This is a genomic window from Xanthomarina arctica, from assembly GCF_014638915.1.
GTDB lineage: Bacteria > Bacteroidota > Bacteroidia > Flavobacteriales > Flavobacteriaceae > Xanthomarina > Xanthomarina arctica.
Genome location: NZ_BMFQ01000003.1, coordinates 734,853 through 757,634 on the forward strand (window position 1 = coordinate 734,853; position 22,782 = coordinate 757,634).

Sequence of the window (22,782 nt, forward strand, 5' to 3'; positions counted from 1 at the left end):
GTATAAAGAACTAAAAAATAATAACTTTGCACAAATTAAAAATGATTAATGGCTAAAAAAGAACCAAATGCAGACTTGCTAATAGCAACTATCTTAAGTGGAATCGAAGATGTTAAAGGAAAAGACATCAATATTCTAGATTTACGAGACATAGAAAATACAGTTTGCGACTACTTTATTATTTGCGAAGGTACCTCTAACACACAAGTAAATGCCATTGTAAATTCCATACAAAAGAAAGTAAGTAAAGAATTAAAAGACCATCCTTGGCATACTGAAGGTCAAGACAATGCTGAATGGGTTTTAATGGACTACGTAAACGTTGTTGTACATGTTTTTCAAAAACAAATTAGAGAGTATTACGACCTTGAAAGCCTTTGGGGAGATGCAAAAACAACAGTAGTTGAAACAAATTATTAAAAGAATTAATGACAAATAAGAAAAAAATTAATCCTAAAAAACCTAAATTCAGTCCTTACTGGATTTATGGAATCATCATAGTCATCTTTTTGGGTATGCAATTGTTTAGTGGTAGTAGTTTCCAAGAAGCTAGTACAACTACCCCTTCACAATTTATGACATTCTTAAAAGAAGGTGATGTTGAGAAAGTAGAAATTGTAAACAGAAGAGAAGCTAAAGTTTATTTAACTCCTGAAGCTGAACAAAAAGAAACGCATAAAAAATCGAAGCCTACTTCTTTATTACCATCTGCTACACAATTACCAAATTATAAATTTGAATTTGGTGATCTTCAAAATTTTGAAGATGAAATTGCTAAGGTAGTTACAGACGAGCATTTAGATCCAAAACCAAAAATCGAGTATAAAACCGAACAAAACCTATGGGGAGATTTCCTTATTGGTTTGTTACCATTTGTACTTTTAATAGGAGTTTGGATTTTTATTATGCGTCGTATGTCTGGCGGTGGTGCTGGAGGTGGCGGCGGAAGTCAAATTTTCAATATTGGTAAATCTAAAGCCAAACTTTTTGACGAGAATACCGATGTAAAAACAACGTTTAAAGATGTTGCTGGATTAGAAGGAGCAAAAGAAGAAGTTCAAGAAATTGTAGACTTCCTTAAAAACCCTGAAAAATACACATCTTTAGGAGGTAAAATTCCAAAAGGAGCTTTATTAGTTGGTTCTCCTGGAACAGGAAAAACCTTATTAGCGAAAGCTGTTGCTGGTGAAGCACAAGTACCTTTCTTCTCTTTATCTGGATCAGATTTTGTTGAAATGTTTGTAGGTGTTGGAGCTTCTAGAGTAAGAGACCTTTTTAAACAAGCAAAAGAAAAATCGCCAGCCATTATATTTATTGATGAAATAGATGCTATTGGTCGTGCAAGAGGTAAAAACGCCATGTCTGGAAGTAATGACGAGCGTGAAAACACCTTAAACCAGTTATTAACAGAAATGGATGGGTTTGGTACAAACACAAACGTTATTGTTATTGCTGCAACCAACAGAGCTGATATTTTAGATAAAGCTTTAATGCGTGCAGGACGTTTTGATAGACAAATATTTGTAGATCTTCCAGATGTTCGCGAACGTAATGAAATATTTGAAGTTCATTTAAGACCTTTAAAGAAAGCTAAAGATCTTGATATCGATTTCTTGGCGAAACAAACCCCTGGTTTTTCTGGTGCAGATATAGCAAACGTTTGTAATGAAGCGGCTTTAATTGCCGCGAGACAAGGTAAAAAAGCTGTTGACAAACAAGATTTCTTAGATGCTGTTGATAGAATTATAGGAGGTTTAGAGAAGAAAAATAAAATAATGACCGTAGCCGAAAAAAGAGCCATTGCTTTTCATGAAGCTGGTCATGCTACAGTAAGCTGGATGTTGGAACATGCTGCTCCTTTGGTAAAGGTTACTATTGTTCCTCGTGGACGTTCTTTAGGTGCTGCCTGGTATTTACCAGAAGAACGCTTAATTGTTCACCCAGAACAAATGTTAGACGAAATGTGCGCCGCTTTAGGTGGTCGTGCTGCAGAAAAAGTAATTTTCAATAGAATTTCAACAGGAGCTTTAAGCGATTTAGAAAAAGTAACCAAACAAGCAAGAGCTATGGTAACTATTTATGGCTTAAGTGAGAAAGTAGGAAATCTAACCTATTATGATTCTTCTGGACAAAACGAATATGGTTTTACTAAACCATATAGTGAGAAAACAGCTGAATTAATTGATAAAGAAATATCCGATATTATTGAAGTTCAATATCAACGAGCAATCAAACTTCTTGAAGAAAATAAAGATAAATTAACACAGCTTGCAGATGTATTACTTGAAAAAGAAGTCATCTTTAAAGATAATTTAGAATTAATTTTCGGAAAGCGTCCATTTGAAAAAGAAGAAATGGTTGTCAATAAAAAGGTTGAAGAAACAATAGAAATAATAGAAGAAGAAAAAGAACTAGACAAAACTAAAGAAGAATAAAATTTCTACTATATATTTGTTAAGGTTAAGCAAAAATCTTAAATTGACCCTATGGTTAATTTAAGATTTTTTATATTTGAAAATAAGCTTTCGATGCCTAGATTAATAGCAACATTTAAATGAGTCTTTTTAGAAAAATTTTTGGTTCTAAATCTGAAAAATCAGAGGATGAATTAAAGCCACATGAGAGAGGCAAATATATGCCAGAAATAAAATTACCAGTAGATGAAAGGTTTACAATAAACTTTAAAGCTAATGGTGGCAAGTTTCTATATTGCGAAAATTTAGATGAGATATTTAATTCTTTAAATAGTATTATTGAGGAAAATGAATGGGAAGAAAAGCAAGCTCTTATTTTTGACAAAAACTTAAAAGATCGCTTTAAAGATTTTAATTTACCTACATCTTCTAATTCTCAAGAAGCATCCTATTTTTTATCGACTTGCGAAAACTTAATTGCAGATGATGGATCCTTGTTGATTTCATCTAAACAAATAGCAGAAAAAAGATTAATAGAATTACCAGAAAACTTTATTGTATTTGCAACAACTAGTCAAATAGTTGAAAATATAGGCGAAGGGCTTAAAAGCATTAAATCTAAAAACAAAAAGCAAATACCAACCAATATTACAACCATTAAGCACTTTAAATCTTTAGAAGAAAAAGATTTTATGACCTATGGTAGTAGTTCAAAAAATTTATATTTGTTATTGCTAGAAGATTTATAGCCTAACTTATTTAGAAAACAACCAATTTTAGTTCTAAAAACCATTCATGAAATTAATCTTAGCATTTTTTTTAAATAAAAAAACAAACTTGCGTCCATGAAAGAAATTCTAATAAGAGCTCTTTCAGGACTTGTATATGTTTCTTTGTTGGTTTTTTCACTTTTCAACAAACATGTATTTATAGTGCTATTTTTCATTTTCGGGATAATTTGTTTAGCCGAATTAAAAAAATTAATCCACTATAAATCATTTGCACCTTATATTGTTTTCACAGTACTTTATGGCGTTTTTGGCTATTGGCAATTTGTAATGAACTCCAATTCTGGCTTAAACGAAGCCACTCAAATTCTTCAGGTAATTACCATTTTTGTGCAACTCTTCTTAATTAGAGATTTATTTACAGAAAAAAATATCCCGCTATTTATTTCTAAAAAAATAATACTTACTACTTTTTATATTTCTAGTGGTTTTGTGTTTTTGGTTTTAATTGCCAATTATCATGATACGTTTAGTCCTTTAATTATTTTAGGATCTTTTATTTTAGTTTGGACTAATGATACATTTGCCTATTTAGTAGGAAAGAATTTTGGTAAACAAAAATTATTTCCAAGCATATCTCCAAAAAAAACGGTAGAAGGATTTTTAGGAGGTTTATTTTTTGCTAGTGTAGCAAGTTATTTTATTGCTACCTTTACAGAAACCCTGAGTTTTAGCAATTGGCTAATTTTAGGTATTATTATAAGTGTTTTTGGTACTCTAGGTGATTTAATAGAGTCTAAATTTAAACGTCAAGCTAAGGTAAAAGATAGCGGAATTATTATGCCAGGACATGGCGGATTGTTAGATAGGTTTGACAGCATTGTGTTTGCTGCACCTTTTATTTATTTGTTTTTACGCATTATAAATTATGTTTCATAAAGAAGGCCACAGAATTATTTTAGTAACACTTATTGTAATTGTTGCTCTATTTCTATTAACAGATAGCTTTGTAACCATTCCATGGTTGAATACGGTGTTAATGATTATCTATTTAGCATTTTTAATCATCGTTTTACAATTTTTTAGAAATCCAAAACGATTTAGTCATAGAGATGCTGATCATGTTGTATCTCCTGTCGATGGAAAAGTAGTTGTTATTGAAGAAGTTTTTGAAAAAGAATATTTCAATGAAAAACGCATTCAAGTAAGTGTTTTTATGTCGCCTATAAATGTCCATGTTACTCGTTACCCAATTGGTGGTAAAGTTCTATTTAGTAAATACCACAAAGGTAAATACTTAGTAGCTTGGCATCCAAAAGCCAGTGAAGAAAACGAACGCACAACCGTTGTTGTTGAAAATGAAAGTTATGGAAAAGTCTTGTACAGACAAATTGCCGGAGCACTAGCAAAACGAATTGTAAATTATGCCAAAGTGGATCAACCGGTCTTACAAGGTGAAGATTCAGGCTTTATAAAATTTGGATCTAGAGTCGATTTATTTCTACCTTTAGATACCAAGATTAAAGTACAATTAAATCAAAAAGTTCGTGGTGGTGAAACCATCATTGCAGAGAAATAATGACTTCTGAAGAATTAGATATTGAATTTAGAGAAGCTGTAGATCGGATTAACGATTATACAGAACCTTTTCCTGCCGATTTTTTATTGCGTTTATATGCCTATTATAAAAAAGCAACAAACGACTATAGTAGACCAAGTAGTAGCAAACCTTTAATTACAGCTTTTAAAACAAATGCCTTATTTCAAATTCAATCCATCACTCAAGATGAAGCGAAAGAAACTTATATAGGGCTTGTTAACAATTATTTCCTCTACCGAAAGTAAACTCCTACCCAATTCAATATTTAAAATTCTTTATTCAAGGTTTGAGCTTTATTGCTTAAACTTTCAAACTACCTATTCTAAAACCATCTCTAATGGAATACCTGTAGAGCCATTAGGAAAACTAATACCTAACAATGCAGACATCGTTGGAGCTATATCAATAATTTCAGTTCTTTTAAAGCTAGCACCATGTTTTATACCTTTTCCATAAAATAATAAAGGCACATGTGTGTCATAATTTAATCCAGAACCATGAGTGGAGCCTGTTAGTCCATAAGATATATATGCAGGATCGTTTACAATTAAAATATCTCCAGATCGCTTTTGGCTATACCCGTTTTGAAGTAATTCCTCAATTCCCTGGGTAAATGAAGTGGTACTCATAGTTGTTGCACTATAAACCTTATCCACATTAGGATAGTTAATTAATTCGTTAACTATTTTTTGCTGTACGTCTGCTAAATCTAAATCTAATGATGCTATTTTTTCTCTATTTAAAAATATTTGGTTGTTACTCACATTTTCAACTAAATCTGAAGCCCCATAAGTCTCTTGCATAAATGTATTAAATCGAGCTTTAGTTGTTTTATTATCTACATTCCCTGAAGGGATCCTCAAACTTTTCAAATAAGCAGGAACCTCTACTGCACCATGATCTGCAGTTAAAAACAACGCATATTCTCCTTCTCCTACTTTTGCATCAAGTTCATTCATTAAACGTTCAAGGTCTAGATCTAATCGAATATAGGTATCCTCCACTTCTTTAGAATTTACGCCAAAATTATGTCCCACATAATCTGTACTAGAGTAACTAAGAGTAAGAACGTCTGTAAAAAGATCTTGCCCTAATTCCTCCCCGTTAATTGCAGCAATAGCGAAATCTGTAGTTAATGAGTTTCCGTAAGCTGTAGCCTTCAAAATATCGAAACCGCCATTATCTGTACTTAATGCTTTTAAATCGTAAGGAAAATTTGCTGTTTCTTTTCCTTTAAATCCGCCTTCAAAAATATTTAAATCCGAACCACTTTCTGTATAGGTATTAATATCATAAAGTGTGTTCCAAGGTTTAAGGTAAGACTCTGCAACATCTGAAGCGTTGAATTCTGTTACCCAATTTGGTAAATCATTTCTATAATAGGAACTTGTTATCCAACGGCCTTCATCTTTTCCTTGAAACCAATATGCCGCATTGGCCGTATGTCCTGCAGGTAAAATAGCTCCCCTATCCTTAATAGCAATTCCAATAGTTTTCCCCTTCAATTGGGTGAACATTCTATTTTCATCAGCAAAAGAAGTCGTTTTCATTCTGTGTGGCGACATTTGTCCTGCGCTAGATTCGGTTCCTACAGGATTCATTGTATCATCTCCTGCACAATAAACATATTCTTTTATTTCTTTATCAAACCAATCATTAGCAATAATTCCATGATATTTTGGTGTTGTACCTGTAAATACTGAGGCATGTCCTGGGCCAGTATAGGTTGGAATATAATTGTAGTGGTTATTTTTACAATTAAAACCATTGTTTAAGATGCGTTTAAAACCGCCATCACCAAATTTGTTATAAAAACGTGTTAAATAATCGTACCGCATTTGGTCTACAACAATACCAATTACTAACTTTGGATTATCTTGAGGAATTTCAATTTTACTAGAAGATATAACTGTTTCATTTTGAGATTTGCATGATACACTCGATATTAAAAGACAAAGGGCAAAAACTAGCTTTTTCATTATGTAGACTTATTTAACTTCAAAAATAAGGAATTTAACACGTCATTATTTTAAATTAAGGTTATTTTTATACTTTAGCAACAACAAATTAGAACATGACATACCTGAACAGTATTGGTGCTTATTTTATAATGATTAAAGATATGTTTCGCAAACCTACCAAATGGTCTGTGATGAAGATACTTATCTTTAAAGATATAGACGATTTAATTATTGGATCTTTAGGCATAGTAGCTTTTATCTCGTTTTTTGTTGGTGGTGTTGTAACCATCCAAACGGCATTAAACATGACCAGTCCGTTGTTTCCAAAATATCTAGTTGGTTTCGCTACCAGACAATCCATTATTTTGGAGTTTGCACCAACCTTTATTTCTATTATTATGGCTGGAAAGGTAGGTTCTTTTATAACTTCAAGTATAGGAACCATGCGTGTTACAGAACAAATAGATGCTTTGGAAGTTATGGGAATTAACGCCATTAATTATTTGGTTTTCCCTAAGTTTATTGCTTTAATGCTTTATCCTTTTGTTATTTCTATTGCTATGTTTTTAGGTATTATTGGAGGTATGGTTGCTTGCATTTATGGTGGCTATAGCACGATAGACGATTATATTATAGGTATCCAATTAGATTTTATTCCCTTTCATATAACCTATGCCTTTATTAAAACTTTTGTTTTTGCTTTTGTTATTGCAACCATTCCGTCCTATCATGGTTATTTTATGCAAGGTGGCGCATTAGAAGTTGGTAAAGCAAGTACAACAGCCTTTGTTTGGACTAGTGTGGCTATTATTCTTTTAAATTATATATTAACCCAACTCTTACTAAGCTAATGATAGAAGTAAAAAACATCCATAAGTCTTTTGGTGATGCCCATATTTTAAAAGGGATATCCACCACGTTTGAGAAAGGAAAAACCAGTTTAGTTATTGGACAGAGTGGTTCTGGAAAAACCGTGTTTTTGAAATGTCTGTTAGGCTTGTTTGAACCTGAAGAAGGCACTATTTCATATGATGGAAAAATATATTCAGAATTAGGTAGCAATGAAAAAAGAGACCTGCGTTCTGAAATGGGCATGGTCTTTCAAGGCAGTGCTTTGTTTGATTCGATGACCATTTTGGAAAACGTGATGTTTCCGTTACGCATGTTTACCAAACAAAGTAAAAGTGAAATGCAAGATCGTGCAGATTTTGTATTAAAGCGTGTCAATCTTGAAGATGCCCATAATAAAATGCCTAGTGAAGCTTCGGGTGGAATGCAAAAAAGGGTTGCCATTGCTCGTGCCATTGTAAATAAACCTAAATATTTATTTTGCGACGAACCTAACTCCGGTTTAGATCCAAAAACAGCTATTGTAATCGATAACCTGATTCATGAAATAACCGAGGAATATAATATGACGACCATCATTAATACGCATGACATGAACTCCGTGATGCAAATAGGCGAAAAAATTGTGTTTTTAAAAGATGGTTTAAAAGCTTGGGAAGGAACAAAAGAAACTATTTTTAAAACCGACAACGAGGTTGTTACGGATTTTGTTTACTCCTCTGAGTTATTTAAAAAAGTACGCCAGATGTACATAGAGGAAAGAAACTAATAATTTCCTCTTAAGTCTTCTATTCATTATAAATTTAACGCTCTATTCAAAAATCATAAGGACGGTTGTTTACTAAAAACCCCGTGATTTGTGATTCTTCCTGAAACCTTAAATATACTTCAAGAGTCTATAATGTAGATGTCAAAAAATCTTATTTGGATTAGCATCTAAAAAGTCTTCCAATGAAATAAATCATCAAAGTTACTTATAACCTTCTTAACGTGTAAAATTTGAAGTTATCTAATTTTAACTCGTCTTACCACCAACGTATCTAATTTTAGCTTTACTTTTAGCCAGCGTTCTAGTTTGTCTTGTTCCTTGACAATGTCATCAGCTTTCAATTTTTCTTTGTCCCAAGTCACTAAAAATTCAGGAATGGTATCTGTTGTTTTGAAGTTTGTTTTTATAAGATTTGCATAACTAAAATCTGATACATTTTCATAATTAATTTTCACTTCTTGAGCCACTTGACTAAACGGAATCGTGTTTTTTTCCAAAGCTGATAAGGATTTCACACGTTTTTCCAAAAATTCAATCTTTTCAGTCTGAGACATTAAATCTAGGGAGTCACGAGTTCTTAACTGCTCCATATATTTCATGTTATCATATTTTTCAATCTTACTTTGATTAAATAATATTTTGGTATTTGCTAAAGCCGGATAAGCATCTTTTCTATGTTTTAAAAGATCAATAGTGGACTGGGGCATTTCAGTTAAACCATACGTATTAAAAACAATATTTGGCTCATTCTTATCATACTTATAGATAATGTTCTTTTTAATGTATTCATAATCTGGCAAACCACTTACTTCCTTTTCAACATAATTTCTAGCATCAGCATAAAAATTACTCTCTCGCAACACTTCAACAAAAGTCCATACTGCTGGAATCATCACAATAATTGCCAAAACAGATGCAATTCTTGCTATACGCTTTCTCTTTTGAGAGTTCGCATATTTAAGCATAGGAAAACGCAAGGCCTTTAAAATGATAAAGGTTGCCAAGGCAATAAAAATAGTATTGATTACAAATAAGTACATGGCTCCAAAAAAGTAAGGCCAATTCCCTTTTGCCAAACCATAACCTGCAGTACATAAAGGAGGCATTAAAGCTGTAGCAATTGCCACACCAAAAATAGCAGATGCTATGGTTCCTTTTTTTGTTTTAGCAATAATCAAGGCAGAACCACCAAAAAAGGCAATCAATACATCTCGAATATCTGGCTTTACTCTTCCTAAAAGTTCGGAAGTATCTTCGCTAAGTGGAAATAACCAGAAAAACAAAAAGGCTGTTAATAAACTCAACACAATCATGATTGCAAGGTTTATTAACGATTTTTTCATGGTGTCAATATCGTTAACTGCCACCGACATACCAACTCCTAAAATAGGGCCCATTAAGGGAGAAATTAACATGGCTCCAATAACAACAGCCGTAGAATTTGCATTTAACCCAATGGAAGCCACAAAGATAGAACAAACTAAAATCCAAGCTGTCGCGCCTTTAAAAGAGATGTCTCTTTTTATAGCTTCAATGGTTTCGTCTCTATCTGTATCTTCTCTAAAATCTAGAAGTTCATTTAAAAAATTCTTAATATTATGAAATAAACCTTTCGCATCTTTCTTTACAGCTTCTTTTGAAGCTTTCACTGCTTCATCTTTTTTCGCATTCTCAGCGGCTTCATTTTTAGCTGTTTCTTCTTCAGAAAAATTGAACTTATTCTCTTCCATTTTTTGGTATTTAAAACTTGCGTCCAAGATATAAATAAATATCGTTGGTTATTTTTTTTGAATTATTTCTTAGTAAAATTTTTAATGCTTATCCCAAGTGATTTCCAAAAGTATCTTTTACTTTGTTCAGCACCGCTTTAATGTCTTGTTCTTTGGACTTAGGATAAATAAGTAACACGTCGTCTTTGTCGACAATAATATAGTCTTTTAGCCCATCTACAACTACCACTTTATCTTTTTTAGTGCTTATCATATTACCAGAAGCATTTTCCAATATGGTCTTTGCATTTACTACGGCATTTTGGTTTGAATCTTTATCCAGTTTGTCGTATAAACTTCCCCAAGTCCCCAGATCATTCCAATCGAAAGTGGCAGGAATAACATAGACATTTTTAGAAGCTTCCATAATGGCATAATCAACTGAAATATTTTCGGCCAAACCATAATTTTCATTTATAAAATCGCTCTCACCTTCGGTATTATAAACGGGAATTCCCTTTTCAAAAAGTTGAAACAATTCCTGTTGATTCGTTTTAAAAGCGGCTACAACATGTTTTACATGCCACATAAAAATACCTGCATTCCATAAAAAATTACCTTGTTCCATGAATTGTTTGGCCGTTGCATAATCTGGCTTCTCTCTAAACTGATTGACCTGTTTGATGTCTTTTTCAAAACTGGTATTATATTCAATATACCCATAACCCGTATTTGGAAAAGTAGGTTTAATTCCCAGAGTCATTAAAGCATCGTTTTTTGAACAATAATCAAAAGCTTGTTGCACATTATCTGTAAAAGCCTGTTCGTCTTCAATCCAATGATCGCTTGGAGCAACAATCATAACAGCATCTGGGTTTTCTTTTTGAATTTTTAAAGACGCATATAAAATGCACGGTGCTGTGTTTCTCATGGCTGGTTCTAATACCACTTGGCGTTTGGTAACTTCGGGAAGTTGTTGAAAAACCAAATCGTTATAACGTTCATTGGTTAAAATGAAAATATTCTCCTTCGGAATTATATTAGAAAGTCTTTGAAATGTTTTTTGAATTAATGTATCTCCAGTTCCAAGCATGTCGTGAAACTGCTTAGGAAAATCTTGTGTACTTACTGGCCAAAATCTGGAGCCTACGCCTCCAGCCATTAATATGGCGTAATAATTTTTATTCATTGAAACTGTTTTTTTCATTCCTTTGATGAAGGAAATCTATTTTATTAAAATTTCTATTTATCGTTGCGAGATGTCACACGGAGCATAGTCGAAGCCGAAGTATAAACGTAACAATCTATTTCATCAAACCCGTTAAAAGCTCCCCATTCATTATGGAATAAAATCACTCATCCAACAACTCTACTTCCGCATTCGGATTGAAAAGATACAACTTTCCAGTTCCTATTTCAACACATTCAATCCGTTTTGTTCTGGTTTCTCCTTTTTTAAATATTTTTCCATTATATAACTTAAAGTTTACACCTATTGGCACCTCAAAAACATAGGTTTTATCATTTGGCTCGTCAAATTGCTTTAGAGCTAATGCTAATTTAGCATCCGAATCGCTACTGGCTTTTGGGTTTTTAAAATGTTGCGCAAGAAGAGGTAATAATTCTTTTGGAAAAACTTCGGGATTTAAAAATGGCAACATCAAGCGCTGAAAAGTATATTTCCATTCCTTTCCGTGTGGTTTTATAAATCTACCAAATTTATTATAAGCTTCAAAATGGGCTACTTCATGTATTAAGGTTATTAAAAATCGATAAGAATTTAAATTAGAATTAACCGTAATTTGATGTTTTCCATTAGGTAAAGACCTATAATCCCCATGTCTGGTTTTTCGCTCTTTTTTCACCTTAACCGATAAATGATCATGATTTAAAAGTTCAAGAACTTGACTTAAAACATTTTCGTTTACAAACGGTTTTATGGTGTTTTGCATAGCACAAAAATAGTATTTTATTTATATAAAACCATTGGCTATTTCAGGGTTTTAGACATAAATTTTAGATGAAAAGAAATCCGAATATAGATGCTTGTTATTTATATATCAGATTTTTATCGCTATTTTCATCTTCCTATAAAACTTTTTTATTATTTTCACTCAGCAAAAATCAATTCATAAAATGAAAAAAATAATCTATTTAGTCGCTCTAATCTTTACATTCACATCATGTTCTGATAATGATGATGAAGTGATTGTAGCACAATGCGATCAACCACAAAATATAACTGTCAACAATATAACTTTTGATAGCGCCTCCATAATATGGGACAATGATGGCAACACCTCTTACACTTTAGAATATGGTCTGTCTGGATTTTCAATAGGATCAGGAACATCGATAGATATTAACAGTAATTCGGCATCATTATCTAATTTGTCAGGTAATTCAATTTACGATGTTTATGTAAAAGCCAACTGTTCTGCATCTAACATGAGTCTATACACAGGACCAATAAGCTTTACAACTGCTGCTCCACTTGTGGTTCCCGAGTTTTTACCTAATTTGTCTGACCTCAACTTATTCACAGAAAATTTAAACGATTTAACACCCAGTGATCGTGCTTTTATTTACGACTTAAATACCACACTTTTTACAGATTATTCACACAAACAACGTGTTTTAGCCCTCCCAGAAGGAACAACAATGGAATATGTGGATGATGGTTTCCCTGTTTTTCCAAACAACACCGTTATTGCAAAAACTTTTTATTACTTTAATAATGAGAGAGATGAGTCTGAAGGTCGACAATTAATTGAAACACGTATCATCATTAAGAAAAATGGAGTTTGGGAGTTAGGCAACTACAAGTGGAATGCCAATCAAACAGACGCTGTTTTAGACAACACTACAAGTACTGTTCCTATAAGTTATGCAAACAATAATGGAGCGACGGTTAATGTAGATTATGTGATTCCTTCTGCCCAAGATTGCATAGAATGCCATAGTTCTAGCAATGTTATTTTACCTATTGGTCCAAAACTAAGAGCAATAAACGGAAATAACCAATTAGAAGAGTGGATTGCAAACAATTACATCAGTAATTTAACAGACGCATCCCAAGTTTCGATTTTACCTAATTGGGAAGATGCTGTAAATTACACTTTAGAAGAACGAGCAAGAGCTTACTTTGATATGAATTGCGCCCATTGCCATAGTGCTGGTGGCAGTTGTGGAGATCAGTCTTACTTAAGGTTTGATTACGACACACCTTTTGCAGATACTTATATTCTGGAAGACAAACCCAACATAGATTTTAGAATGTCTATGTATTATGATGGGATAAGCATGCCACTAATTGGAACAACGATGATGCATCCGGAAGGCTATGATTTAATTAGAGAGTATTTAAATACCTTATAGATTAATTGGTTATCATTAAACCTTTTTATCTTTAAAGAGTCTTAATAACATAATCCTAAAATAATATAAAATGAAAAAATTAGCATTTATCGCTCTAGTATTTATGGTAAGTTTTACAAATGCACAAGAAAAGATGCAGAGTAAACAAAAAATGCAAGACTACACGCCAGAAGAAATGGCACAGATACAAACAAAACAACTTACTTTAGATTTAGATTTAAGCGACACCCAGCAAAAACAAGTGGAACAAATTCAGCTTGAAAATGCAAAAGAAAGACAGGTAATGCAAGAAAAAAGAGGCTCAGAAAATAAAGAAGTCGCTTCTAAAAATGAGCTTAGTAAGGAAGATAAACTTCAGATGAAAAATGACAGATTAGATCATCAAATAAAGATGAAGAAAGAAATGAAAAGCATTCTTACTCCAGAACAATATACCAAATGGGAGAAAATGAATGAGGAAAAGAAAGAGAAGCATCAAAAAAACATGCAACACAAGAAAAAAGCAAGTTTGGGCGCGCAAAAACAATAAGTTCTGTTTTAATCAATAAGAAAAAGCTACCCTATTTTAGTTAGGGTAGCTTTTTTTTTATAGCGTACTGCAAACAGTGTCGCAAGCAGCAATAGTTTTATCTAAATCCTCATAGCTTAAAGCATCTGTTATAAACCAAGTTTCAAAAGCACTTGGCGCAATATAAACTCCCCCTTTTAATAGCCCGTGAAAAAATCCTTTAAAGCGATCATTATTTCCTTCGACTGCAGTTTCAAAATCAACCACATCTGTATCTGAAAAGTGAATGGAGATCATAGAACCAATTCTATTAATAGTATGCGGAATTTTATGTTTATTTAAAATGGCTTCACAACCTTTATGTAAATACGCTGTCTTTTCAGCAAGGCGATCATAAATGTTTTTATCTGAATTTAATTCTGTTAGCATGGCCAATCCTGCCGCCATAGCTAAAGGGTTCCCGCTTAAAGTCCCTGCCTGATACACAGGACCAATTGGTGCTAAACAATCCATAATTTCTGAACGTCCTGCAAAAGCGCCTACAGGTAAGCCTCCGCCAATAACTTTTCCAAAGCAAACAAGATCTGCAACAACATCATATAATTCTTGTGCGCCACCTTTTGCTAATCTAAAACCTGTCATAACCTCATCGAAAATCAATAAGATGTTGTTAGCATCACATAAGCTTCTAAGCTTTTGTAAAAATTGTTCTTTTGGAGGAATGCACCCCATATTTCCAGCAACCGGTTCTAAAATAATACAAGCAATTTCACCTTTATTAGCTTCAATTAGTTGTTCCACATTATCAATATCATTATATCTTGCCAATAACGTGTCTTGAGCAGTTCCTTTGGTAACACCAGGACTATTAGGACTTCCAAAAGTAATGGCTCCACTTCCAGCTTGAATTAAAAACGAATCGCTATGACCATGATAACAACCTGCAAACTTTATTATTTTATCTTTCCCTGTATAACCTCTTGCCAAGCGCACAGCACTCATGCAAGCTTCAGTTCCTGAATTTACAAAACGAATCTTTTCTATATTTGGCACCATAGAAACAGCTAATTGCGCAATTTTTGTTTCAATTTCTGTAGGTGTTCCAAAAGAAGTTCCTAATTTGGTTTTTTCAATAACGGCATCAACTACGGGTTTGTGCGCATGACCTAAAATCATAGGACCCCAAGAATTTATATAGTCAATGTATTGATTATCGTCTTCATCTATCAAATAAGCTCCAAAGGCTTTTTTTATAAAAACAGGAGTTCCTCCAACAGCGTTAAACGCTCTAACTGGTGAATTTACACCTCCAGGAATCACTTTTTCTGCTTCTGCAAATAACGCATGACTTCTTTTATATTGCATGAAATAAGTTCTTATTAATTAGATTTAACTACTAGAATTCTACCTATAGTTAAATCGTTACTCGTTAAATTATTTAGTTTTTTTAGCTCCTCAACACTTGTTTGATACTTTCTTGACAAAGAATACAAGGTGTCTCCTTTTGCAATTTGGTGTGTATTTTCAGTTTTTTCAGGACTAGTAGCTCTAGTGGTTTTATTTTCAGAAACAACATCATCGTATTTATAAAGTTGGTAACGTTCTATCAAGCTTATTAATTTTTCTGGATATTTTTTATCGGTTGCATAACCTGCTTGGCGTAACCCTTTGGCCCAAGATTCATAATCATGAATATTCAACTGAAAGAGATTTTGATAACGTGATCTATTGGTTAAAAACAAGGAATGATCTCTATATGAATATTTGGCATCATTATATTTTCTGAAACATTCTTGGGAAGCATCGTCGTCATGATAAATTTTCGCACCCGTCCACTCATGGCATTTAATTCCAAAATGATTATTTGCCTCGGCAGCCAAACGACCTTTTCCCGAACCAGACTCCAAAATACCCTGCGCTAAAGTGATGCTTGCAGGAATATGATATAAACGCATTTCTTCTTGTGCGATAGGAGCAAAAAGAAGAATGTATTCTTCAATTGAATTTGGAACTTTTACAACCGTTTCTTCTACCACAATCACCTCTACAGTTTCTTCTTTTTTAGGCGTAGGTGTTGGTCTCGTATCTCTAACAACACGTTCCGTTTTCGCTTTACTTTTAGAGCGTTTTGAACTTGTTTTCTTACTAGAACCACAACTAAAAACAATCATCCCTAAAACAAATAGCAATATAAATTTTCTCATATTTATTTTCTTCGCACCAGCCTGTCGGCAGACAGGAAAGCGGCAATCTATTAATTAATTATTGGTAATTTCTTCCTTATTAATGTCTTATTCATTCCTTCAATTCCCTGTAACCCTCCTGTATGAATAGCCAAAATTTTAGACCCTTTGGGGAAATAACCCTGTTTTATTAAATCGAATATCCCAAACATCATTTTTCCTGTGTAAATAGGATCCAATGGAATGGAATACCTTTCATTAAACATGTTAATAAAACTTATTAATTCGGTATTTATTTTAGCATAACCCCCAAAATGATACTCTAGAATTAATTCCCAATTGGAATTATTTGCAAATTTACTAATTTCTTCTTGTAAAAAATCACCTTTTAACGCAGGAAACCCAAGAATTTTCTGTTCTGGAAAACTGGAATTAATCAAGCCACTAATAGTGCCTCCAGTTCCTACTGGACAACATATAAAATCAAAGGTTTTATCGGTTTCTGTTAGTATTTCTTCACAGCCTTTTACAGCAAAATTATTTGTCCCTCCTTCCGGGATGAGATAAAAATTGCCAAACAGATTTTTTAAGTTATTTATAAACGAGTCAGTTGTTTTTTCGCGATAAGCTTCTCTAGAAACAAATTGAAATTCCATGCCTTGTTGTTTGGCAAACGATAAGGTTGGATTTTCTTGAATTTTATCAGCCAATTCTTCTCCTCTAATCACGCCAATGGTTTTAAAACCAAATTCTTTTCCAGTAGCTGCTACAGCCTGAATATGATTAGAATAAGCACCACCAAAGGTTAACAATACTTTTTTATTTAACCGTTTAGCTTCAAGAATGTTATACTTTAATTTTCGGTATTTATTCCCTGAGATACATGGATGATTTAAATAATCTGGCTTTATAAAAACCTGGTTATCAAGATCGATATTTAGTAGATTTTTTATTTCAAACATTTAATTGGGAATAACTTTATAGTTGCAAAGATATGAATAAGAAACTGTAAGTCATTCCCTAATTAATTTGCCATTTTATCCAAATTGTACGCTTTTAAACTTGTTTTTATGCTTTTAACCGAAAATTTGAAACTATCATTTTACAACTTAAAAAAACGATTACATTTATGTTAACATATTGCTAATAAATTAATCATAATAGCAACAAAAACACAAACTTTATAGTTAATTTTATAAATAAATCGAACTAATAAATTAAAATAATTAAAAATATCATAATTTTTTAATATTCTCCCAAAATATAAAGAAGCATTAGCAATGCTTTTACTAATAAATAACCATAAACAGGTTTTAAAACTGATTAATAGCGCATGATGAAAAAGTACTCTCACAATTCTCTCTACACATTTTGTTACCTAAGTTTTTTATTTTTTTTAATTTCTTTTAATGGGATTGGGCAGACGGTCACAATAGGAAATGGAACCAATACTGGTAATAAATTACCTATAGTACCGTTTTTTGGATATTCATTATCTGAACAAATTATTCCCCAAACCGAAATCAACAATGCAGGATCCATTACAACGATTAGGTTTTATAGCACTGGCCTTCCTATAGGAAACTCAAATGATTGGACAATCCATTTAGGCCATACCAATAAAACAACTTTTACAAATAATACTGATTGGATCTTATCTGGAGCAATGACACAAGTATTTTCAGGAACAGTCCCTGCTAATCCTTTGGCAGGATGGATGGAAATAACTTTAGACACTCCTTTTAATTACAACAATATTGATAACTTAGTAGTAGCGGTAGACGAAAATGCAACTGGCTACAATGGTAATGGAAATGCTTTTAGAATTTTTACACCATCCACACCTTCCCCGACTACTAATTCAGGGATATACTACCAAAGTGATAGTACAAATCCTAATCCTACTTCTATTACCTTAGCAGGAGTTAGAACTTCTTATAGAAATCAAATCCAGTTAGAATTTACCTCTACAACACCATGCTCAGGTACGCCAAATGGTGGAAACGTAACGGTGGCTCCTATATCTGGTAATCCAGGCTCTACTTATGGTGTAAATGCAACTGACTACACAGTAGGCACAGGTCTTACATATCAATGGCAACACAGTGATACGGGTGGTACTCCGTGGACAAATCAAGGAACCGCAAATACATCTTACACAGCACTTACAGGACTAACAGCTCCAGCTTTAGGAGTCGTTAGAACTTGGCGTTTGAGAGTCACTTGTACAGCTTCTGTTTCTAGCGGAAGTTCTTCCTTAGGAACATTTACATCTGCTATTACTTATTGTACGCCAACAAACACCTATTCAACTTCATACTATATTAGTGGTGTTACAACAACGGGTGGTGTTACAAACATTAGCAATACAGGAACAGGATTTTCTGGTTACACAGACTATTCTGCACTTTTTGTAAGTCAATATCCTGGATCGAACTTCTCTTTAACGGCAACACACCCCTCTAGCACTTATGGTTATAATGTATGGATAGATTGGAACAATGATGGTGATTTCAATGATGTCGGTGAGAATGTTATATCAACTGGATACCTGGCTACTCCTGCAACGTTGGGTGACGTAACAATTCCAGGAGGTCAGACTCCAGGCAATTACAGAATGCGCATTAGAAACGCATTTCTTAGCAATCCTGCTCCTGCCTGTGGTTCTTTTGATTATGGTGAAGCAGAAGATTATACAGTTACAGTACTAACTTTAGCTGTTTGTTCTGGTACACCAACTGGCGGAACTGTAACAGTAAACCCTACATCTGGAAATCCAGGTTCTACCTATGGTGTAACTGCCACAGGTTATACTATAGGTACAGGTCTAACATATCAATGGCAACACAGTGATACTGGTGGCGCTCCGTGGACAAACCAAGGCACAACAACGGCATCATACGTAGCGCTTACTGGATTGACAGCTCCAGCTCTAGGAATCGTTAGAACATGGCGTTTGATTGTCACTTGTACAGCTTCTGTTTCTAGCGGAAATTCTTCAACAGGAACGTTTACATCTGTAATTTCTTATTGTACACCAACAAACACATATTCAACTTCATACTATATTAGTGGCGTTACAACAACGGGTGGTGTTGCAAACATTAATAATACAGGAACAGGTTTTTCTGGTTATACAGATTATTCAACACTCTTTGTAAGTCAATATCCTGGATCTAACTTTACACTTACTGCAACTCATCCATCAAGCACATATGGCTATAATGTATGGGTAGATTGGAACGATGATGGAGACTTTGATGATCCTGCTGAAAATGTAATATCTACTGGATACCTTGCTACTCCTGCTGCGTTAGGAACAGTAACAATTCCTGGAGGTCAGACTCCCGGAAATTACAGAATGCGTATTAGAAATGCATATCTTAGTAATCCTGCCCCTGCATGTGGAGAATTTGACTATGGTGAAGCAGAAGATTATACTATAACTATTTTAACACCAACCTGCGTAGACGCCCCTTCAAACATAGTTTTTTTAGCTATAACAGAAACTTCATCCGTTTTAAGCTGGACAGCAGCTTCTCCAACACCAGCCAATGGATACTCTTACTATGTTTCAGAAAATCCAACAGCGCCTAATTTTAGCGCCCTTCCAATAGCTCCAGGCGGTTCTACTTCTGGAACTTCAGTTACTTTAAGCCCTTTAACTTCAAACACCGCTTATTATGTATGGGTTAGATCTGAATGTGGGGGACTAAATGGTCAAGGTACTTGGATAGGACCTGAAAGTTTTACCACAGATCCTGAATTACCAGTTACAACTGGTTTAACGATATGCGTTGGTGATACTGGAACCATAAGTGCTACAGCACCCTGTACTGTCAACACAATTATTGATAATACCATTGATGGAAATTTAGACGGAGCTACAGGCGGTATAGCCATTCAACCAGAAATTTTCATTACCAATCCAGATAATTGTGATTTTGATGATGATGGGAATACAGCAAATTATACAACGATAAATTTTCAAGTTTCGATAAGTGGAACCTATACCTTCTCTTCAGATGCTCCAGATTTTGATATCATGGGTTATATTATAATAGATCCAAATGGACTATTCAATGCGGGAACTTGTGCAGGAGAAGGAACAAATTGGACATGGATAACTGGTGATGATGACAGTGGAGTTGGTGTAGAGGCTATCTTAACTGCTAACTTAACAGCAGGGATAACCTACACTCTTATAACAACTGCTTTTAGCTTTTCAAGCGTTTTAGAAACAGAATCTTATTCATGGAATATTACAGGCCCCGGAGTACTTAGCAGTGAATCTTCTGGCGAAATAGAATGGTATGACATAGCCACTGGAGGCACGTCAATAGGGACTGGAACTCCTTTTAATCCTATTGGCACAACTTTACTACCTGATACAAGTACGCCTGGAACCTATACGTTTTATGCCGCTTGTTCCGCAGTTCCTTCCTATAGAACTCCTGTAGAAGTTATTATTAATGATTTACCTACGGCATCTATATCAGGTGATGGTTCTATTTGCGCTGATCCTAATGTTGAAATAACTATAGCACTTACCGGAACGCAACCTTGGAATGTAACTTACACTAATGGCACAACTCCTATAACTATTTCAGGAATTACTTCTTCTCCTCACATCTTTACTGTCTCTCCAATTATAGCAACGACCTATACTCTAACTGCAGTCAATGACATGAATTGCAACGCGAATATTGCAGGATTAACAGGAACGGCAATAATTACTGCAGAAAAAACCTGGACGGGAAACATAGATACTAATTGGTATAATGACAACAACTGGTATCCTGTAGGCAAACCAGATAATAATGACTGTGTTGTTATCCCAGACGTAAGCTCAGGAAGCAATAATTCTCCTGAAATAGACTTTATAGATTCTAGCACGATACCATTTCCTCCGGTACCTGGTTACACGAGAAAACTAACGATTAATTCAAGCAGTACCCTAGAAATTCTCGCAGGCAGCTATTTAGTTGTGACAGATGAAATAGATTTAAACGGAACTTTAAATATCCAAGATACAGGAAGTTTAATTCAAGTTACAGATGGCGCTGTTAACACCAATAACAATACTGGAAATGGAGTTATGAACATGCAAAGAACGGTGCCAGGCGTCAATAGTTACGATTATGTGTATTGGAGTTCTCCAACAGATAACGATTTTAACGTAACAAATATTTCTTCAGCAACAGGAGAACTCATTTACGAGTGGAATCCCACCTTAAATGGAGTGACTCATGGAGATTGGATTCCTGCCTCTGGAATTATGACAAGAGGAAAAGGCTATATCGTAAGAGGGCTTGTTTCTACTAATCCAGTCCCACCCAATACGGCACATTTTACTGGTAAACCACAAAATGGCCTTATTGAAACTCCAATTACAAGAGGAACATATGTTGCAGGAGATTATGACGGACCTGGTAATACCCAAGCTACGGCATTGGATGACAATTGGAATTTAATTGGAAACCCATATCCTTCCGCTATTTCCTATAGTAGCTTTATAGCTGCAAACCCGTATATAGATGGAGCAATTTATTTATGGACCCATCAAGCAGCTCCAAGCGCCATTGACAGCCCATTCTATTATGATTTTGTTTATAATTATGGCGATGATTATATTGACAACAATTACACAGGATCAAATCCGCCAGGTTTTAATGGAGATATTGCAGCTGGACAGGCCTTTTTTGTTCTCATGTTAGACAGTCCTATTGCAGCTGTTTCAGAAAACATCGTTTTTAATAACACCATGCGTAATCAAACGTTAGACAATGGTCAGTTTTATAAATTAAATGAAGCCAACGAAAATTTCACGGAAATAGAACGCCATAGAATTTGGTTAGATTTAATAACTCCAAATGAAATTGCGACTTCCATACTTGTTGGATATATAGAAGGCGCAACAAATAACAAGGATCGTTTATTTGATGGCCATGAATTTGCTGGGTCATCAGTTAGTTTTTATTCTTTAATAGGTGAAGAAAAAATGGCTATTCAAGGAAAAGCCCTCCCATTTATAGAAACGGATTTGGTCTCTCTTGGGTTACTTATTCCCCAACCTGGAAACTACACCATAGCTATTAACACATTAGATGGTTTATTTGAAACAGGTGCTCAAGACATCTATTTAGAAGACACCTTTACTGGAATCATTCACGATTTAAGAGTTAACCCTTATAGTTTTAATGCAGAAGTAGGCACTTTTAACGATCGTTTTGTGTTACGCTATACTAATGATGTCTTAAGCAACGAAGAATTTAATATTATTAAAGATCTAAGCATTACTGCTCCCAAAAATGATTACATTAAAATAACGTCAACCAAAGATGTTATTAAAGACATAGTGGTATACGATTTATTAGGAAAAGTAATATTTGACACTAAAAACATTCTAAAATCTGAAGTTATTATTAATGACCTAAAAAATGCTTCTGGAACTTTTATTGTAAAAGTTACTTTAGCAAACGGACTTCAAAAAACACAAAAAGTAGTCCTCAAAAAATAATTATCTTTTTTATTACCCGATTAATAGCCAACCAAAAAGCCCTTGATTCTTTTTAATTCAAGGGTCTTTTAATTAGCACCCTTTTTAAATGCAAAGCCCATTAATTTACCTTTTAGAAAATAGATTCAAACATTATAATCCACATCCTTCCAAATCCCTTTAT

At 33.9% G+C, this 22,782-nt stretch carries 18 protein-coding genes; 11 read left to right on the top strand and 7 right to left on the bottom strand.

Going from position 1 to position 22,782, the window contains the following annotated elements:
* Positions 1-48 precede the first annotated feature (48 nt).
* The 6 genes from rsfS to IEV77_RS14500 all read left to right on the top strand — a co-directional run bounded on the left by rsfS (position 49) and on the right by IEV77_RS14500 (position 4,987).
* A complete protein-coding gene (rsfS, locus tag IEV77_RS14475) occupies positions 49-420 on the top strand; it encodes a ribosome silencing factor (protein ID WP_188466048.1) in 372 nt (123 codons plus the stop codon).
* Between the two features lie 8 nt (positions 421-428).
* On the top strand, positions 429-2,435 hold the full coding sequence (gene ftsH / locus IEV77_RS14480) for an ATP-dependent zinc metalloprotease FtsH (RefSeq protein ID WP_188466050.1): 2,007 nt from the start codon (positions 429-431) through the stop codon (positions 2,433-2,435).
* 119 nt (positions 2,436-2,554) lie between these two features.
* Entirely contained in the window at positions 2,555-3,163 is a 609-nt protein-coding gene (locus IEV77_RS14485; RefSeq protein ID WP_188466052.1) for an LUD domain-containing protein, read from the top strand.
* 96 nt (positions 3,164-3,259) lie between these two features.
* The gene (locus tag IEV77_RS14490) at positions 3,260-4,081 is read left to right on the top strand and encodes a phosphatidate cytidylyltransferase (protein ID WP_188466054.1); all 822 of its coding nucleotides are present in this window, start codon (positions 3,260-3,262) and stop codon (positions 4,079-4,081) included.
* Positions 4,071-4,721: a phosphatidylserine decarboxylase family protein gene (locus IEV77_RS14495; protein ID WP_188466056.1), complete on the top strand. Its 651-nt coding sequence runs from the start codon at positions 4,071-4,073 to the stop codon at positions 4,719-4,721. Before IEV77_RS14490 ends, IEV77_RS14495 begins: the two co-directional genes overlap by 11 nt.
* Positions 4,721-4,987, top strand: a complete 267-nt coding sequence (locus tag IEV77_RS14500) for an acyl-CoA-binding protein (protein ID WP_188466058.1) — start codon at positions 4,721-4,723, stop codon at positions 4,985-4,987. Before IEV77_RS14495 ends, IEV77_RS14500 begins: the two co-directional genes overlap by 1 nt.
* A gap of 72 nt (positions 4,988-5,059) precedes the next feature.
* On the opposite strand, the gene pafA is transcribed toward IEV77_RS14500, so the two are convergent.
* A complete protein-coding gene (gene pafA / locus IEV77_RS14505; protein ID WP_188466059.1) occupies positions 5,060-6,721 on the bottom strand; it encodes an alkaline phosphatase PafA in 1,662 nt (553 codons plus the stop codon).
* 95 nt (positions 6,722-6,816) lie between these two features.
* On the opposite strand from pafA, the gene IEV77_RS14510 reads away from it, so the two are divergent.
* Positions 6,817-7,554: an MlaE family ABC transporter permease gene (locus IEV77_RS14510; protein ID WP_188466061.1), complete on the top strand. Its 738-nt coding sequence runs from the start codon at positions 6,817-6,819 to the stop codon at positions 7,552-7,554.
* Complete coding sequence (locus IEV77_RS14515) at positions 7,554-8,321, top strand: ABC transporter ATP-binding protein (RefSeq protein ID WP_188466063.1); 768 nt, start codon at positions 7,554-7,556, stop codon at positions 8,319-8,321. The genes IEV77_RS14510 and IEV77_RS14515 overlap by 1 nt, the downstream gene beginning before the upstream one ends.
* A 236-nt stretch (positions 8,322-8,557) precedes the next feature.
* Here IEV77_RS14515 and IEV77_RS14520 read toward each other — a convergent pair whose 3' ends face one another.
* The 3 genes from IEV77_RS14520 to IEV77_RS14530 all read right to left on the bottom strand — a co-directional run bounded on the left by IEV77_RS14520 (position 8,558) and on the right by IEV77_RS14530 (position 11,982).
* Entirely contained in the window at positions 8,558-10,051 is a 1,494-nt protein-coding gene (locus tag IEV77_RS14520; protein WP_188466065.1) for a DUF389 domain-containing protein, read from the bottom strand.
* An 88-nt stretch (positions 10,052-10,139) separates the two neighbouring features.
* Positions 10,140-11,219, bottom strand: coding sequence for a mannose-1-phosphate guanylyltransferase (locus IEV77_RS14525; RefSeq protein ID WP_188466067.1), 1,080 nt, complete (start codon positions 11,217-11,219; stop codon positions 10,140-10,142).
* 163 nt (positions 11,220-11,382) lie between these two features.
* Complete coding sequence (locus IEV77_RS14530; protein ID WP_188466069.1) at positions 11,383-11,982, bottom strand: SprT-like domain-containing protein; 600 nt, start codon at positions 11,980-11,982, stop codon at positions 11,383-11,385.
* 184 nt (positions 11,983-12,166) lie between these two features.
* Between IEV77_RS14530 and IEV77_RS14535 the strand changes: the two genes are divergently transcribed.
* Together IEV77_RS14535 and IEV77_RS14540 are read left to right on the top strand one after the other, a co-directional pair.
* A complete protein-coding gene (locus IEV77_RS14535) occupies positions 12,167-13,408 on the top strand; it encodes a hypothetical protein (RefSeq protein ID WP_229736678.1) in 1,242 nt (413 codons plus the stop codon).
* 70 nt (positions 13,409-13,478) lie between these two features.
* Complete coding sequence (locus IEV77_RS14540; RefSeq protein WP_188466071.1) at positions 13,479-13,937, top strand: DUF4890 domain-containing protein; 459 nt, start codon at positions 13,479-13,481, stop codon at positions 13,935-13,937.
* Between the two features lie 57 nt (positions 13,938-13,994).
* Here the strand turns inward: IEV77_RS14540 and hemL are convergent, their stop codons facing one another.
* The 3 genes from hemL to IEV77_RS14555 are packed head-to-tail and all read right to left on the bottom strand — an operon-like array spanning position 13,995 to position 17,061.
* Positions 13,995-15,281 (bottom strand): glutamate-1-semialdehyde 2,1-aminomutase, encoded by a 1,287-nt coding sequence (hemL, locus tag IEV77_RS14545; RefSeq protein WP_188466073.1) that lies wholly within the window; start codon positions 15,279-15,281, stop codon positions 13,995-13,997.
* A 14-nt stretch (positions 15,282-15,295) separates the two neighbouring features.
* Complete coding sequence (locus tag IEV77_RS14550) at positions 15,296-16,120, bottom strand: glucosaminidase domain-containing protein (protein ID WP_188466075.1); 825 nt, start codon at positions 16,118-16,120, stop codon at positions 15,296-15,298.
* Between the two features lie 50 nt (positions 16,121-16,170).
* Complete coding sequence (locus tag IEV77_RS14555; protein WP_188466077.1) at positions 16,171-17,061, bottom strand: 1-aminocyclopropane-1-carboxylate deaminase/D-cysteine desulfhydrase; 891 nt, start codon at positions 17,059-17,061, stop codon at positions 16,171-16,173.
* A 371-nt stretch (positions 17,062-17,432) separates the two neighbouring features.
* Between IEV77_RS14555 and IEV77_RS14560 the strand changes: the two genes are divergently transcribed.
* Positions 17,433-22,619 carry a RemA C-terminal-like gliding motility protein gene (locus IEV77_RS14560; RefSeq protein ID WP_188466078.1) on the top strand — a complete coding sequence of 1,729 codons (5,187 nt, stop codon included), beginning with the start codon at positions 17,433-17,435 and terminating at the stop codon, positions 22,617-22,619.
* The last annotated feature ends 163 nt before the right edge of the window (positions 22,620-22,782 follow it).